We start from the raw sequence: 14,716 nt of genomic DNA, 5'->3' as shown, positions 1-14,716 counted from the left end.
GGAGGACGCCGCCCGTCACGCGTCGGCCGCGACCGGAGGCGCCTCCGGGGGCGTCCCGACCAAGGACTCCCGCTCCGGGGTCGCCCGCCTCATGCAGGGCTCCCTCGGCCGCAACGTCGGGCTGCTGCTCGCGCTGGTGATCCTCTGCATCGTCGGATTCGCGACCGCGGGGGAGCGCTTCGCCAGCGTCGACAACGTGCTCACGATCCTCCGCCTCGCCGCCGTCATCGGCGTGCTGAGCATCGGCATGACCTTCGTCATCACCTCCGGCGGCATCGACCTCTCGGTCGGCTCCGTGATGGGGCTCGCGACGGTCTGGGCGAGCACGGTCTCGACCCAGTACTACGCGGCCAACACCTCCTGGCTGGTGATCGTGCTCACCGCGGTCGTCGTCGGCCTCGTCTGCGGCCTGATCAACGGCGCGCTGATCGCCTACGGCCGGGTCGTCGCCTTCATGGCCACCCTGGCGATGCTCGTCGCCGCCCGCGGCTTCGCCGAGCTGATCTCGAACCGCCAGACGCAGGTCGTCACGGTCACGCCGTTCCTCGACTTCTTCCGCGCCGACGTGCTCGGCATCCCGGTGCTCGTGCTGATCTTCGTGGTCGTCGCCGTCGCCGGCTGGATCCTGCTCAACCGCACCACCTTCGGACGCCGCACCATCGCGGTCGGCGGCAACCCGGAGGCGGCCCGTCTCGCCGGCATCAAGGTCCGCCGCCACACCATGTACGTCTACGGCCTCGCCGGGCTCACCGCCGGCATCGCCGCCGTCATGATGCTCGCCCGCACCACCGCCGGCAGCTCGACCAACGGCCTCCTCTACGAGCTCGACGCCATCGCGGCGGTCGTCGTCGGAGGCACGCTGCTGGCCGGCGGCCGCGGCACCATCGTCGGCACCGTGTTCGGCGTCCTCATCTTCACGACCCTGACCAACGTGTTCACGCAGAACAACATGTCGACCTCGACTCAGGCCGTCGCGAAGGGCGCGATCATCGTCGCCGCCGTCCTGCTGCAGCAGCGGTTCGCCGCCCGCGGCAGGAAGTCCTGACCCCGGGGCTCCGGCCCCGCTCCTCCACACACAGCAACCCACCCGACCACTCAGGTCACCTCTCCGCAGGACACGTGTGCCCTCGGACCCCTCGGATCGATCGAAGGAGATCACTTCCATGCCCGCACGCCCCTCCACCCGCAGCCGCCTCTCCCGCACCGCCCGACTCGGCTCGGCCGGCGTCGCCTTCGGCGCCGTCGCGCTGATGCTCACCGGCTGCATCTCGAACGCCCCGGTCGAGACCGGCAACGCCGCCTCCGGCGGGACCGCCGCCGCCGTGGCCGCCTCGGACAACGACGCCTCCGGCGACAACGTCGTCATCGGCTTCACCGCTCCCGCCGCCGACCACGGCTGGATGGGCGCGGTCAGCCGCGCCGCCATCGCCGAGGCCGAGAAGTACGACGACGTGGAGCTCCGCACCGCGGAGGGGACGAACGACGTCAACCTCCAGATCAGCCAGGTCGAGACCTTCATCAACGACGGAGTCGACGCGATCGTGCTGCTGCCGATCGACGGGGCCGCGCTCACGCAGGTCGCCACCCAGGCGATGGACGCGGGCATCACGGTCATCAACGTCGACCGCGAGTTCTCCAGCCCCTTCGCCGCCCGGTCGACCATCCTCGGCGACAACTACGGCATGGGCGTCAGCGCCGGCACCTACATCTGCGAGGAGCTCGGCGACAACCCCGACGCCGTCGTCGCCGAGATCGCCGGCATCGACTCCCTCCCTCTGACGCAGGAGCGCAGCCAGGGCTTCGCCGACGCGCTCGACGGCTGCGGACTCGACGTCGACAACCGCGTCGCCGCCGACTTCACCGTCCAGGGCGGAGAGCAGGCCGCGGCCAACCTCCTCCAGGCCGCGCCGAAGATCGACGCCATCTGGAACCACGACGACGACCAGGGCGTCGGCGTCCTCGCGGCGATCGACACCGCCGGTCGCGACGAGTTCCTCTTCGTCGGCGGCGCCGGCTCGGCCAACGTGATGCGCGCGATCGAGGCCGACGACTCCGTCGTCAAGGCCACGGTCGTCTACCCCTCGACCCAGGCCGCGGACGGCATCAAGCTCGCCCGCCTCGTCGAGCAGAACAAGTCGATGGCGGACACCAGCTCGCTCGGCGTCCCGCGCCAGATCCAGCTCTTCGCGCCGGTCGTCACCAAGGACAACGTCTCCGAGTACCTCCCCTCGGCCTTCGAGTCCTGATCGACCCCACCAGCCCGGGTCGGCGCGGGAACCACCCCGCGCCGGCCCCACCTCGGCGCCGCTCCGGGATCACTGACGACCCGCAGCGCAGCGCCACCGGCATCCGCGAGAGGAGGAGGAGTGCAAGACACCGGCCCCAGGGCCGGACAGGAGGAGACCGGATCCGCTCAGTCGTGCGGACAGCGACGGACCCGGCCTCTGCGATGAACACCTCATTGAAGGAATCACATCACGCATGAATGGTAAGCGATCCTCGAGAAGAAGCATCAGGCGTCTTCTCGCACTCGGCATCGCCGGGATGGTGACGGTCTCCGGACTCACCGCCCTCGGCCTGCCCGCCTCGGCCCACGACGGAGTGGACCACGGTTCCGAGGGCGGCGCAGCCGCACTCGACTGGACCAACTACGAGAAGGTCCTGCTGACGAAGAACGTCGGCGAGCCCCTCGACCTGGCTGTCCTCCCGGACAAGTCGGTGCTCCACACCGCTCGGAACGGCGAGATCCGCCACACCGACCCCAAGACCGGCACCACGCGCGTGGTCAACACGATCCCCGTGTACCAGAACTCGGAGGACGGGCTGCAGTCCGTCGGCATCGACCCCGACTTCGCGGAGAACAACTGGGTCTACCTGGTCTACGCACCCCCCGGGAACACGCCGACCGGTGCGGCCCCGAACATGCTGCCCGAGGGCGCGACCGACAGCTACTGGGACCAGTGGAAGGGCATCAACCGCCTCTCCCGGTTCAAGTGGACCGGGTCGGGCCTCGACCTCGCGAGCGAGCAGAAGATCATCGACATCGAGACCCAGCGCGGGCAGTGCTGCCACGTGGGCGCCGACTTCGACTGGGACGCCGACGGCAACCTGTACCTCTCCACCGGTGACAACACGCCGGCGAGCGCGCCGGGTGCCGCGGGTTTCGCGCCGAACAACGACGCGCCCCGCATGAACCCGGGCTTCGACTCGCGCCGCGGCGCCGGCAACACGAACGACCTCCGCGGCAAGATCCTCCGGATCACCGTGCAGGAGGACGGCTCGTACACGATCCCCGAGGGCAACCTCTTCCCGGTGGGAACCGAGAAGACCCGCCCCGAGATCTTCGTGATGGGCGTCCGGAACCCGTTCAAGATCGACGTGGACGCCGAGACGAACACCCTCTCCTGGGGCGACTACGGCCCCGACGCCACGAAGGCCGCTGCGGCCGACGGCGTCCGCGGCCCGATGGGCTTCGTGGAGTGGAACGCGACCGGACTGGACGAGCCGCACAACTCCGGCTGGCCCTACGTCCACGGACCCAACGCGCCGTACAACGAGTGGAACTTCGAGACGGCGACGCCCCGCGGCTTCTTCGACCCGGACAACCTGAAGAACAACTCGCGCTGGAACACCGGCCTCGTCGACATCCCGGACGCCAAGGCGGCGACCCTCTACTACGGCGACAACCCCGGCGACCAGCCGTTCGACGAGCTCGTCAACTTCGGCACCAGCACCGGCCAGGGCCCCATGGGCGGACCGGTCTACCACTACGACGCGGACAACACCTCCACGTCGAAGTTCCCGGAGTACTGGGACAAGAAGACCTTCTTCGGCGAGTTCTCGCAGGACTACATCGCGGCGTTCACGCTCGATGAGCAGCGCGCGGTCACGCACATCGAGGACTTCCTCCCCAACGCGGCGCTCAGTCAGGCCGCTCAGCCGATCCACGACAACCCGATGGACATGGAGTTCGGCCCCGACGGGTCGATGTACGTGATCGAGTACGGCGACGGGTTCTTCCGCGCCAACCCCGACGCGGGCCTCTACCGGATCGACTACGCCGAGGGCAACAAGGCGCCGCAGGCCCGCTTCACCGCGACCCCCCTGTCCGCCTCGCAGACCCCGCTCGAGGTCACGTTCGACGCCAAGGGATCGACCGATCCCGAGGGCGACGCGCTGACCTACGACTGGGACTTCGACGGCAACGGCACCTTCGACGCCACCGGAGTGACCGTCAAGAAGACCTACACCGAGCTCGGACAGTTCACGGCCCGTCTGCGCGTCACCGACGCCAAGGGCAAGTTCAGCCTGACCTCGCGGGTCATCTCGGTCGGCAACCAGGCACCGCAGATCCAGATCCAGACGCCCGGCAACGGCGCGTTCTTCAACTGGGGCGACGCGATCCCCTACCAGGTGACCGGCAAGGACGCTGAGGACGGCGACCAGATCGTCAGCAGCCGCGTGGGCTGGACCTACGGCCTCGGCCACGACGAGCACGCCCACCCCGAGGTCACCGGCACCGGTGCCAAGGGAGCGTTCCCGACGTCCAAGGACTCGCCCGAGCACGGCCCCGGCGCGCTGCTGTACGGCACCGTCGTCGTGACCTACACGGACGGCGGCTTCAACGGCCTGCCCCCGGCTGCGGCCGAGGCGACCCTGCGGCTGAACCCGAAGACGCAGGAGGCGGAGCACGCCGCCCGTGAGGGCGTCCTGCCCTACGCGGACACCACCGCCAGCGGCGGCAACGCCGTCAGCGGACTCGGTGCAGGATCCTTCCTGCGCTGGGACCCGGTGAACTTCGCCAACCTGACCGGCGTCGTGGTCCGCGCCACCGGTGAGGGCACCGTCGACCTCCGCTGGAACGCTGCCGACGCAGCGCCCTTCGGAACGGCGACCATCCCCGCCGGAGCCGGCTGGAAGGACGTCCTCGTCCCCTTCGGCACGAACCTGCCCCGCGGCACCGGCTCGCTCTACGTGACCTCGCCCAGCGGCCTGTCGCTCGACTCCCTCACCTTCCAGGGTGCGGGTGCCGGTGACAAGACGGCTCCGACCGTCACCGCGACCCTCGACCCGGCAGCGCCTGCGGGCGTCGGCGGCGTCTACAACAAGCCCGTCACCCTCGGCCTCGCCGCCGCGGACAACGGTGCGATCTCGACCGTGCAGTACTCCGCCGACAACGGAACGACGTGGACCACCGTCCGCGCCGTCAACGGCGCGTACTCGGTTCCGTTCACCACGAACGGCGCCCGGACGATCCAGTACCGCGCCACCGACACGGGCGGCAACGTCTCGGCGGTCGGCACGGTGACGTTCACGATCGACCTGGCCGCGGCGAACGCCCCGACCGCCGCGTCGACCACCACCGTGGCGCTCTCGGCTCCCCGCGTGACCTTCGGGGCACCGGGCGAGGCGACCGTCACGGTCACCGGTCAGGGTGGGAACCCGGGCGGAGAGGTCGTCCTCTACGAGGGCGCCACCGAGCTGGGCCGCGCGACGCTGAAGGACGGCACGGCGACCTTCGCCCTGCCGAAGACCCTCGGCGCCGGCACCCACACCTTCCGTGCGGCGTACGGCTCGGACGCCACCTTCAAGGCCTCGGAGGGCACCGCCCGCCTGATCGTCTCGAAGGCCGCCTCGGAGCTCACCGCGACCGTCTCGCCCAACCCGGTCAAGCCGGGCGCCAGCGCGCAGGTCACGGTCGACGCGAAGTCCTCGACGGGTGTCGCCGGCACCGGTCAGGTGAGCGTGATGGTGAAGAGGAACCTCTCCACCGTCGCGATGCTCACCGGGACCCTCGACGAGAACGGGCACGTCGTGGTGACGCTCCCGAAGCTCGCGGCGGGCAGCTACAAGCTGACCGTCACCCACACCGCCACGGCGGACACCAACGCCGCGTCGGCACTGCTGAACCTCACCGTCCAGCAGTAGCCCTCGCGCACAGGGGCCGGCCGGCTCGACCGGGCCGGCCGGCCCCCCACCCCCCGCACCACCTGCCATTTCGAAGGAGAAATGATGCACCACCACCACGCATCCATCACGGCCAAGCCGATGAGCCGACGCTCGCTGATGACGGCCCTGGCCGCCTCGACGGTCGCGGTCGGCGTCGGAGCGGGAGCCCTCGCGGCACCCGCCGGGGCCGCACCCGCGCCCTCGTCCGGATCCACGCGCCTGGTCCCGATCAACCGCATCGGCATCCAGCTCTTCAGCGTCCGCGACAAGGTCTCCTCGCTCGGCTTCCGGGCCGTCTTCGAGGAGCTCGGCCGCATCGGCTACAGCGAGATCGAGTTCGCCGGGTACACCCAGGGCAACGTCGGAGCGATCACGCCGCAGCAGATCCGCCAGCTGCTGGACGACAACGGCCTCCGCGCCGTCGGCTCGCACGTCGGCACCAACCTCCTCCGCTCGGAGCTGGGCAAGCAGATCGAGATCGCGCAGATCCTCGGCACGCCGCACCTCGGCACCGGCAACGCGCCCACCAACGTCAACACCAAGGCGGGCTACCTCGCCGCGGCGGAGGAGTGGAACCGCTGGGGCCAGCAGGTCTCGGCCGCGGGCATGAAGCTCTACCAGCACAACCACGCGGGCGAGTTCGGCTTCGCCACGGACGACCCGTCGTCCCGCCTGTACGACCTGTTCTACGACAACACCGACCCGCGCCACGTGTACCTCGAGATGGACGTCTACTGGGCGTACGTCGGCAAGAAGCTCTACCCGGGCTTCGAGCCGCTCGACTACATCAAGCGCAACCCGCGCCGCTACCCGATCCTGCACCTCAAGGACGGCAAGACGAACAACGCCAACACCAACGGCTACGACATCGTCGAGTTCGGTGCGGGCAACCTGCCCTACCAGGCGTTCCTCTCGGAGCTGCGCGACCGAGGCCAGCGCTTCGGCGTCTGGGAGCAGGACACCGCTCCCACGCTGGCGACGCCGCCGAGCACGGGGAACTCCCTCGAGGCCGCTTCCCGCAGCTACTCCGCGATCGCTGCGCTCCGTGGCTGAGCGCACCCCGCGCCGCGCGCGCCGCACCGACAGCACCACCACCAGCACGACGCGCACGAGCGCACCGAGGAGAACCCCCATGAAGTGGAAGACGCCCACGGCGGTCCTCGCGGCCGCCTCCCTCGCGATGGTCGCCGCGCCGTCCGCCTTCGCGGCGACGACGGACTGCACCACCGAGCTCGGCAACCAGACGATCACCGGCGACCTCAACGTCGCCGCGGGTCAGACCTGCGTGCTGGGCAACGTGACCGTCACCGGCAACGTCATCGTCGGCGACGACGCCTGGCTGGACGCCACCTCGGCGACCATCGGCGGAGACGTCATCGGCACCGACGCCTACGGCATCTCGATCGACGGCACCAGCGTCGCCGGAGACGTCGTGTCGTTCTCGGAGGGCAGCCGTAACGGCTTCCTCTACCTGCGCGACCTCACGGTCGGCGGCATGGTGGAGGCCGGCGGGATCGACGTCGAATTCAGCGACCTCTCGGTCGAGGGCGGCGTGAGCACCGCGGCGGCGAACTACGTCGACGTGGACCGCACGAGCGTGGGCGGCGACGCCGTCTTCGCCGACAGCGACTTCGGCGTGAACGTGCAGGGCGCGATCGTCGGCGGCTCGCTCTCGGTCACCGGCTCCTCGCGCGGCGTCCTCCTGGGCGCGAACGAGGACGGCTCGGCCGCGGCCCTCGGCAACACGGTGGGCGGGGACCTCACGCTCTCGGGCAACTCCGGCAACGTCCAGCTCGCGGGCTCGACGGTCGGCGGACGCATCGCGCTCGCCGACAACGCGCCGGCGGTCAACTTCGGCGCGGGCAACACCGCCGCCGGCGTCGACGGCACCTTCACGGGAACGGCGGCGGGCGCTGCGGCGGCCGGCGACCAGGCCGTGGCGGTCATCGTCCCCGAGCCCGGCAAGGGCGAGCTGACCTGGACGCTCGAGGGCACCAGCAACCTGGTGAACCTCGGGGTCGCCGAAGAGGTCGGCGACCACTTCGAGGCCTCCGGTGAGCTCGTGCCGGTCCGTGTGACCGACACCCGCCTCAACGGCCCGGCCTGGTCGGTCACCGGCCAGCTGAGCGACTTCCGCTCCGGCGAGAAGACGTTCTCGGGCAAGCACCTCGGCTGGACCCCCGAGGTCCTGGAGAACACGGGCGGTGCCGTCGCCGGCGCGGCCGTGCCCTCCGGGTTCGACTCGGGCAACGGCCTCGCCACGCCCCGCGTCCTCGGCTCCGCCGCGGCGCAGCACCCGACCGGATCCTCGGTCCTGGGCGCCGACCTCGACCTGAAGCTCCCGCTCTCGGTCGGAACCGGCACCTACACCGCGACGCTGACGCTCACCGCGCTCGGCTAGCACCGGTGGGGCGGCCTCCGGGCCGCTCCACCCTCCCCCCGTCTCCCCGCGAGACGCCGCTCCGGTCCGCCCCGCTCGTCGGGCCGCGACCGCAGTGGCGTCTCGCGGGGAGGCATCCCCCCTTGCAACGGAAGCCTGATCGATGCCGCTCATGCCACGCACCTCCCGCACCACCGCCGCCCTGCTGCTGATGACGCTCCTCGCAGCCGGCGGCCTCTCGGCTCAGGCGGGTGCCCAGGAGGCGGACCCCGCCTCCACGCCGGTCACCTGGGGGGTGCGCCCCGCCGACACCGAGCAGGGCAGCGACCGGCCGAACTACGCGTACGCCCTCGATCCCGGCGGCCGCCTCAGCGACGCCCTGATCGTCTCCAACTACGACGACGAGGAGCAGACCTTCCGCGTCTACGGCTCCGACGGCTTCATCACCGAGGCCGGCCAGCTCGACCTGCTCCCCGCCGCGGAGCCCTCGACGCAGCTCGGCAGCTGGATCGCGTTCCCCGAGCCCGAGGTCACCGTGCCCGCCGGCGAGAGCGTGCAGGTCCCGTTCGACGTCGTCGTCCCCGACGACGTGACCCCGGGCGACTACGCCGCGGGCGTCGTCTCCTCGATCCTGGTGCAGGGCGAGACCGGAGTCTCGGTCGACCGGCGCCTGGGCTCGCGCATGTACCTCCGCGTCGGCGGCGAGCTCGCCCCGCGCCTGTCGATCGACGGCCTCGCCGTCTCGTACGACGGCGGCTGGAACCCCTTCGCCCCCGGCTCCGCGACCGTCGACTACACCGTCACCAACGCGGGCAACACCCGCATCGCGCCGGGCGCCGAGATCAGCGTCGCCGGCCTCTTCGGCCTCGCGCCGGTGTCCGCCACCGACCCGGAGCCGCTGCCCGAGCTCCTCCCCGGCACCTCCGTCTCGCGCACCGTGACCGTCGCCGGCGTCTGGCCGCTCTTCGTCGCGACCGCCCGCGCCGCGCTCTCGGGCACCGTCGTCACCGCCGACCAGGCCGCCCAGGCCGACTCCGCCGTCGTCGTCCCCGACGTGCCGGTCGCCACCGCCGAGACCTCGGCCGCGGCCGTGCCGTGGAGCGCCGTGCTCCTCCTGGCCCTGCTCATCGGGCTCCTCGTGCTGACCGTCGTCCGCCGCCGCCGCCGGGCCGCGGGGGAGCAGGCGCGCATCGACGCCGCCGTCGCCGCCGCTCTCGGCGCCCAGCCGGAGGACGCCGACCGCGCGGAGGTCCGCTCCTGACCGGGTGCGGCCGGTGCGCTCTGCAGGGGATCGCGCCGTCGTGGCCCTCTCCCGCCCGCCGCGCGCCCGCCGCACGCCGGATCCCCTGCGGATCGCACACCACTCCCGCTCGTCCAGCGCTAGCGGACCACCCGTCCCTCGGCGCGCAGCTGCTCGAGGAAGCCGTCCACCACGGCGGGACTGAGCAGGTGCCCGCGGAGCATCAGCGCCGCACCGCGCACGCCTCCGCTGCCGCCCAGCTCGGCGGTCACCACGTCGAGCCGCTGCGTCGCCAGAGGGAGGGAGCGCTCGTCGATCACCGAGCGCACGGCCGTCAGGATCTCCGGACTGGCGAGGGCGACCGCGCCGCCCAGCACGATGACGGACGGATTCAGCAGGCTCACGCAGGTGGCCAGCACCTCGCCGAGCTGGAGGCCCGCGATCCGCGCCGCCTCGACGGCCTCGGGATCGCGCGCCTTCAGCAGGTCGATCAGCTCGCGCACGGACTGCACGTCGCGGCCCGCCCGGGCCAGCCCGGCGGCCAGAGCGGAGCCGCCCGCGACCGCCTCGAGGTCGCCCTCCTGACCGCCCGCCGCGGCGGGGGCCGTGCGCGGCACCTGGACGTGGCCGAGGTCGCCGGCGGAGCCGAGGGCTCCGCGCTGGAGCAGCCCGGACGAGACGATGCCCGCGCCGATGCCGGTGCCGACCTTCACGAACAGCAGATCGAGGGCGTGCGGGAAGCGCGAGGCCCGCTCGCCGAGAGCCAGCAGGTTCACGTCGTTGTCGACGAGCACCGTGGTGTCGTAGCGCCGGCGAACGAAGGCGGGGATGTCGAAGCCGTCCCAGCCGGGCATGATCGGCGGCCGCACCGGGCGGCCGCTCGCGTGCTCCACCGGGCCGGGCACGCCGACTCCGATGCCTGCGAGCGCGGAGCTGTCGACTCCGGCCGCGGCGAGGATCCCGTCGCAGACGTCGAGCGCGTGGCCGAGCACCGCCACGGGCCCCTGCGCGATGTCGAGCTCCTCGCGGCGCTCCGCGATGATGCGGCCGTCGAAGTCGGTCAGCGCGATGGTCGAGTGCGCCGCACCCAGGTCGATGGCCAGGAGCGAGCGGACGGCCGGGTCGAAGACGAGGCGGGCGGAGGGGCGTCCGCCGGTCGACGGCGCGCGGTCGAGGTGCGCGATCAGGCCGAGCTCGAAGAAGAGGTCCAGTCGCGTCATCACCGCGGTCCGCGCGAGGCCGGTCTCCTCCACCAGCTCGGCGCGGGTGCGCGGTCGACCGTCGGCGAACAGCCTCAGCATGTCGCCGGTCGCGGTACCCGCGCGCTCGGCCACGCTCAGCTCCTTCTCTCGGCCCGGAAGACGGGTTCGGGGGACAGCACACCTGAGGAAACCAGGCGTCGCACGGTCGCGCAATCTCAGCGGGCCCCCCTTGCGGGTCGTGCGCAAGACGGCCATCCGGCGGCGCGCCCCGTGCCCCGCCGAGGCCCCTCCCCACTCCGATCGCCCGGGTGCGCCCCCGCGATCGCCGCCCAGCAAGCCCTTCCAGACAGGAGAGAACGATGACCTCGTCCGACACCACCACCACAGGCGCCCCCCGATCGAGCGGGCGCATCGGCCTCTGGCTGATCGGGGCCCGGGGCAGCGTCGCCACCACGGCCGCCGTGGGCCTGCACGCCATCGCCGCCGGAGCCGCGCCCAGCTCGGGCTGCGCCACCGCGACCCCCGCCTTCGAGGACGTCCCGCTCGCCGGGTTCGCCGACATCGTCGTCGGCGGCCACGACGTCTCGCCGACTCCGCTGCTCGAGAAGGCCACGGGCCTCGCGGCCGGCGGCATGTTCCCGACCTCGGTCGTCGCCGAGGTGGCCGACCGGATCGACGCGACCGACGCCGAGATCCGCCTCGCCCCCGCCGACGCCGCGTCGCAGCAGGAGGAGATCGACCGCAGGGCCGCCGACATCGTCGCCTTCCGCGAGCGCCACGGCCTGGCCCGGGTCGTCGTGATCGACGTCGCCTCGACCGAGGTGCTGCCGGCCGACCGACCGGAGTTCCACGACCTCGCCGCCCTGCGCGCCGCCCTGGCGCGTCCGGGTGAGCGCCTCCTGCCGCCGAGCTCGATCGCCGCCCTCTCGGCCGTCGTCGCGGGCGCGGCCTACGCCTGCTTCACCCCGTCGACCGCGCTGGCCCTGCCGGCGCTGGAGGAGTGGGCGGCCGAGGCCGGGATCCCGATCGCCGGCCAGGACGGCAAGACGGGGGAGACCCTGCTCCGCAGCGTGCTCGCTCCGATGTTCACGGCGCGCGGGATGCGCGTGCTCTCGTGGGCGGGAGCGAACCTCCTCGGCGGCGGCGACGGGCAGACCCTCGCCGACCCGGAGGCGGTGCGCTCGAAGCTCGTCTCGAAGAACCGCGGTCTCCGCAGCCTCCTCGGCGACGACGTCGTCACTCCGCTCCACATCGACAACGTGCCGGACCTCGGCGACGTCAAGACGGCGTGGGACCACGTGCACGCCGAGGGCTTCCTCGGCTCGCGGATCACGGTGCAGACGATCTGGTCGGCGTACGACTCGGCCCTCGCGGCGCCGCTGATCCTCGACCTCGCCCGCCTGCTGGCGCTCGCGGACGAGGCCGGCGTCTCGGGCCCCGTCGGCGAGCTCGGCTTCTTCTTCAAGGACCCGTGGGGCAGCGACGTGCACGGCTTCGCCGAGCAGACCGCGGAGCTGGTGGCCTGGTCCGCCCGCACCGGCGCCCTCGTCGCCGAGCGCCGCACCCCGGTGACGAGCGGGACGCGGAGCGATGGCTGAGCTGCGCGACTACCTCGAGCTCGTCCGCGCGAAGGCCGCGCTGACCGTGATCGGCGACACCGTCGCGGGCGGAGCCTGGGCGGACCGCGGAGTCGGGGTGCGCACTCTCGCGCTCCCGCTGTCCTCGGCGCTGCTCTACTCGGCGGGCATGGCGCTCAACGACTACGCGGACGCCGAGCTCGACGCCCGCGAGCGACCCGAGCGGCCGATCCCCTCGGGGCGCATCCGGCGCTCGGCGGCGCTGGGCACGGCGGCCGCGCTGACCGCGGCGGGGATCGCCGTCGCCGCCGCCGTCGACGGGCGCCGCTCGCTCGCGCTCTCGCTGCCGCTCGCGGCCGGGATCTGGTCGTACGACCTGCTCGCGAAGCCGACTCCGCTGGGCCCGGTCGTGATGGCGGCCTGCCGCGGTCTCGACGTGCTGCTCGGCGCGGGCGTCGACGGCGTGCGCGCGGCGGGCCCCGCCTCCGCCGCCGTGGCCGCGCACACGCTCGGCGTCACCGTGCTCTCGCGCGGCGAGGTGCACGGCACCACTCCGGTCGCGGCGGGAGCGGTCTCGACCGGCACCGCGGCGATCGCGCTGTCCACTGCGGCCGGCGCCCTGGCTGAGCGCCGGGCCGCCCCCGCCGCGGTCGTCGCTGCCGGCCTCGGGCGCTGGCTCCTGCTCGTGCTCACCGCGCAGCTGCAGGCCGTGCGGACGCCGACGGCAGCGGCCGCGCGGAGGGCCACCCGCGCGGGCATCACGGGGATGATCCCGCTGCAGGCCGCGCTCGCCGGCCTGAAGCGGCCGGAGCTGGGGGCGGCGCTGCTCGCGCTCGACGCGCTCGGCTCCCTCCTGCTCCGCCGCCCGCGGACGGCGGACATCACATGAGCGCCACCGGGCCCGTCCTCGGCTACGGCACCAACGGCTTCGCCGACCACGCGCTCGACGACGCGCTCACGGTGATCCACGCCGCGGGGTACCGCGCCGTCGCGCTCACCCTCGGGCACCCGCACCTGGATCCCTTCGCAGCCGACTGGCGCGAGCGGACGCTGGCGCTCCGGTCGCGGCTCGACGAGCTGGGCCTGCGCGTGGTCGTCGAGACGGGCGCGCGCTACCTGCTCGACCCGTTCGCGAAGCACCGCCCCACGCTGGTCGACGAGGAGGCGGGCCCCCGGGTCCGCTTCCTCGAGCGGGCGATCGAGATCGCCGCCCTGCTGGGCGCCGACGCCGTCTCCCTCTGGTCGGGGGTCGTCCCGGCGGGCGCCGATGCGGCGGCGGCCTGGAGGCTGCTCGTGGAGCGGATGCGCGGCGTCGTCGCGACGGCCGAGCGCCACGGCGTGCGCCTGGCCGTCGAGCCCGAGCCGGGGATGCTGGTGGAGACGGTGGCCGACGCGCTGCTGCTGCGCCGCGAGCTCGGCGATCCGGAGTCGGTCGGGCTGACGGTCGACTTCGGCCACTGCGTCGTGGTCGAGCCGGACGGCGTGGTCGGAGCCCTCCGCAGCGCCGGGGACCTGCTGCTGAACGTGCAGGTCGACGACATGCTCCCGGAGCGGCACGAGCACCTCGAGCTCGGCACCGGATCGCTCGACCTCGCGGCCGCCTTCGCGACCCTCGCCGAGATCGGCTACCGCGGGATCGCCGCCGTCGAGCTGCCCCGGCACTCGCACGACGCGCCCCGCCTGGCCGTGGCGAGCCTCGCGGCGATGGAGGAGGCGCTCGGCGGCGCCTCGACGCACGCCGAGCATCCGTGGACCGCGGCCGCCCGCACCGCCGTCCTCGAGCGCCCGTCGCGGATCGAGCGCTTCTTCCCCGCGGCGGGCCGCGAGGCCGGGCGCGAGCCGCTCCGGCCCGCCGAGGACCCGCACGGCCTCGTCCACGGCACGCACGACGACGCGGCCCGCGCCTCCCTGGTGCAGGCCGCCGCGCAGGCGCTCGGCGACGACGACCTGGCCGCTCTCCTCCTCCGCCTCTACCGGGGCGGGGACGGCGCCGAGCGCCGCGGAGTGCTGGCCGGGCTGAACGCCCTCGGCGACCCGGGACCGGCGACGACCCTCGCCGGCCTCGAGCTGACCTCCGACGCCCTGCGCGCCAACGACACCCGGCTCGTCGCCGTGGCGATGGGGTCCTTCGCCCGCCGCCACCTCGACGCGCACGCCTGGCGGCACGGGGTGCTCAAGCTCGTCTTCCTCGGCATCCCGCTCGCGGCGGTCGCCGGGCTGGAGGAGCGCAGCGACGCCGAGCTGCGCGCGATGGCCGGCCGCTTCGCCGACGAGCGCCGCGCGGCCGGGCGCCCGCTCCCGGACGATCTGGCGGTGCTCCTGCCGAGCTGACCGCCCCCGAACGCCGCCCCGACCGCGGGGCACCACC

General features: G+C 73.1%; 10 protein-coding genes. 9 read left to right on the top strand and 1 reads right to left on the bottom strand.

The window, feature by feature from the left end:
* The first annotated feature begins 91 nt into the window (after nucleotides 1-91).
* The 6 genes from C5D08_RS03720 to C5D08_RS03695 all read left to right on the top strand — a co-directional run bounded on the left by C5D08_RS03720 (nucleotide 92) and on the right by C5D08_RS03695 (nucleotide 9,590).
* Nucleotides 92-1,045 (top strand): ABC transporter permease, encoded by a 954-nt coding sequence (locus tag C5D08_RS03720; RefSeq protein ID WP_068256795.1) that lies wholly within the window; start codon nucleotides 92-94, stop codon nucleotides 1,043-1,045.
* Nucleotides 1,046-1,163: 118 nt separating this feature from the next.
* Nucleotides 1,164-2,246, top strand: a complete 1,083-nt coding sequence (locus C5D08_RS03715; protein ID WP_104275884.1) for a substrate-binding domain-containing protein — start codon at nucleotides 1,164-1,166, stop codon at nucleotides 2,244-2,246.
* Between the two features lie 235 nt (nucleotides 2,247-2,481).
* Nucleotides 2,482-5,928, top strand: a complete 3,447-nt coding sequence (locus C5D08_RS03710; protein WP_146087934.1) for a PQQ-dependent sugar dehydrogenase — start codon at nucleotides 2,482-2,484, stop codon at nucleotides 5,926-5,928.
* Between the two features lie 84 nt (nucleotides 5,929-6,012).
* Entirely contained in the window at nucleotides 6,013-7,002 is a 990-nt protein-coding gene (locus tag C5D08_RS03705; RefSeq protein ID WP_219812815.1) for a sugar phosphate isomerase/epimerase, read from the top strand.
* Nucleotides 7,003-7,081: 79 nt separating this feature from the next.
* A complete protein-coding gene (locus C5D08_RS03700; RefSeq protein WP_104275882.1) occupies nucleotides 7,082-8,350 on the top strand; it encodes a hypothetical protein in 1,269 nt (422 codons plus the stop codon).
* Nucleotides 8,351-8,501: 151 nt separating this feature from the next.
* A complete protein-coding gene (locus C5D08_RS03695; protein ID WP_146086091.1) occupies nucleotides 8,502-9,590 on the top strand; it encodes a hypothetical protein in 1,089 nt (362 codons plus the stop codon).
* A gap of 119 nt (nucleotides 9,591-9,709) precedes the next feature.
* Here C5D08_RS03695 and C5D08_RS03690 read toward each other — a convergent pair whose 3' ends face one another.
* On the bottom strand, nucleotides 9,710-10,903 hold the full coding sequence (locus tag C5D08_RS03690) for an ROK family protein (RefSeq protein WP_258065011.1): 1,194 nt from the start codon (nucleotides 10,901-10,903) through the stop codon (nucleotides 9,710-9,712).
* A gap of 227 nt (nucleotides 10,904-11,130) precedes the next feature.
* Between C5D08_RS03690 and C5D08_RS03685 the strand changes: the two genes are divergently transcribed.
* Genes C5D08_RS03685 through C5D08_RS17265 form a run of 3 tightly spaced genes read left to right on the top strand, consistent with a single transcriptional unit; the run spans nucleotide 11,131 to nucleotide 14,679 of the window.
* Nucleotides 11,131-12,369, top strand: coding sequence for an inositol-3-phosphate synthase (locus C5D08_RS03685; RefSeq protein ID WP_104275879.1), 1,239 nt, complete (start codon nucleotides 11,131-11,133; stop codon nucleotides 12,367-12,369).
* Entirely contained in the window at nucleotides 12,362-13,237 is an 876-nt protein-coding gene (locus C5D08_RS03680) for an SCO3242 family prenyltransferase (protein ID WP_219815147.1), read from the top strand. Before C5D08_RS03685 ends, C5D08_RS03680 begins: the two co-directional genes overlap by 8 nt.
* A complete protein-coding gene (locus C5D08_RS17265) occupies nucleotides 13,234-14,679 on the top strand; it encodes an EboA domain-containing protein (RefSeq protein WP_104275878.1) in 1,446 nt (481 codons plus the stop codon). Before C5D08_RS03680 ends, C5D08_RS17265 begins: the two co-directional genes overlap by 4 nt.
* The last annotated feature ends 37 nt before the right edge of the window (nucleotides 14,680-14,716 follow it).

It is taken from the genome of Rathayibacter sp. AY1B6 (assembly GCF_002932755.1).
GTDB lineage: Bacteria > Actinomycetota > Actinomycetes > Actinomycetales > Microbacteriaceae > Rathayibacter.
Note: the sequence above shows the minus strand (reverse complement) of the source record. Positions and strands in the feature narration are given on the sequence as shown.

Excerpts from the sequence above, each read along its gene's own strand:
- C5D08_RS03720 (WP_068256795.1), top strand. The coding sequence starts at position 92 with ATGCAGGGCTCCCTCGGCCGCAACGTCGGGCTGCTGCTCGCGCTGGTG.
- C5D08_RS03715 (WP_104275884.1), top strand. The coding sequence starts at position 1,164 with ATGCCCGCACGCCCCTCCACCCGCAGCCGCCTCTCCCGCACCGCCCGA.
- C5D08_RS03710 (WP_146087934.1), top strand. The coding sequence starts at position 2,482 with ATGAATGGTAAGCGATCCTCGAGAAGAAGCATCAGGCGTCTTCTCGCA.
- C5D08_RS03705 (WP_219812815.1), top strand. The coding sequence starts at position 6,013 with ATGCACCACCACCACGCATCCATCACGGCCAAGCCGATGAGCCGACGC.
- C5D08_RS03700 (WP_104275882.1), top strand. The coding sequence starts at position 7,082 with ATGAAGTGGAAGACGCCCACGGCGGTCCTCGCGGCCGCCTCCCTCGCG.
- C5D08_RS03695 (WP_146086091.1), top strand. The coding sequence starts at position 8,502 with ATGCCACGCACCTCCCGCACCACCGCCGCCCTGCTGCTGATGACGCTC.
- C5D08_RS03685 (WP_104275879.1), top strand. The coding sequence starts at position 11,131 with ATGACCTCGTCCGACACCACCACCACAGGCGCCCCCCGATCGAGCGGG.
- C5D08_RS03680 (WP_219815147.1), top strand. The coding sequence starts at position 12,362 with ATGGCTGAGCTGCGCGACTACCTCGAGCTCGTCCGCGCGAAGGCCGCG.
- C5D08_RS17265 (WP_104275878.1), top strand. The coding sequence starts at position 13,234 with ATGAGCGCCACCGGGCCCGTCCTCGGCTACGGCACCAACGGCTTCGCC.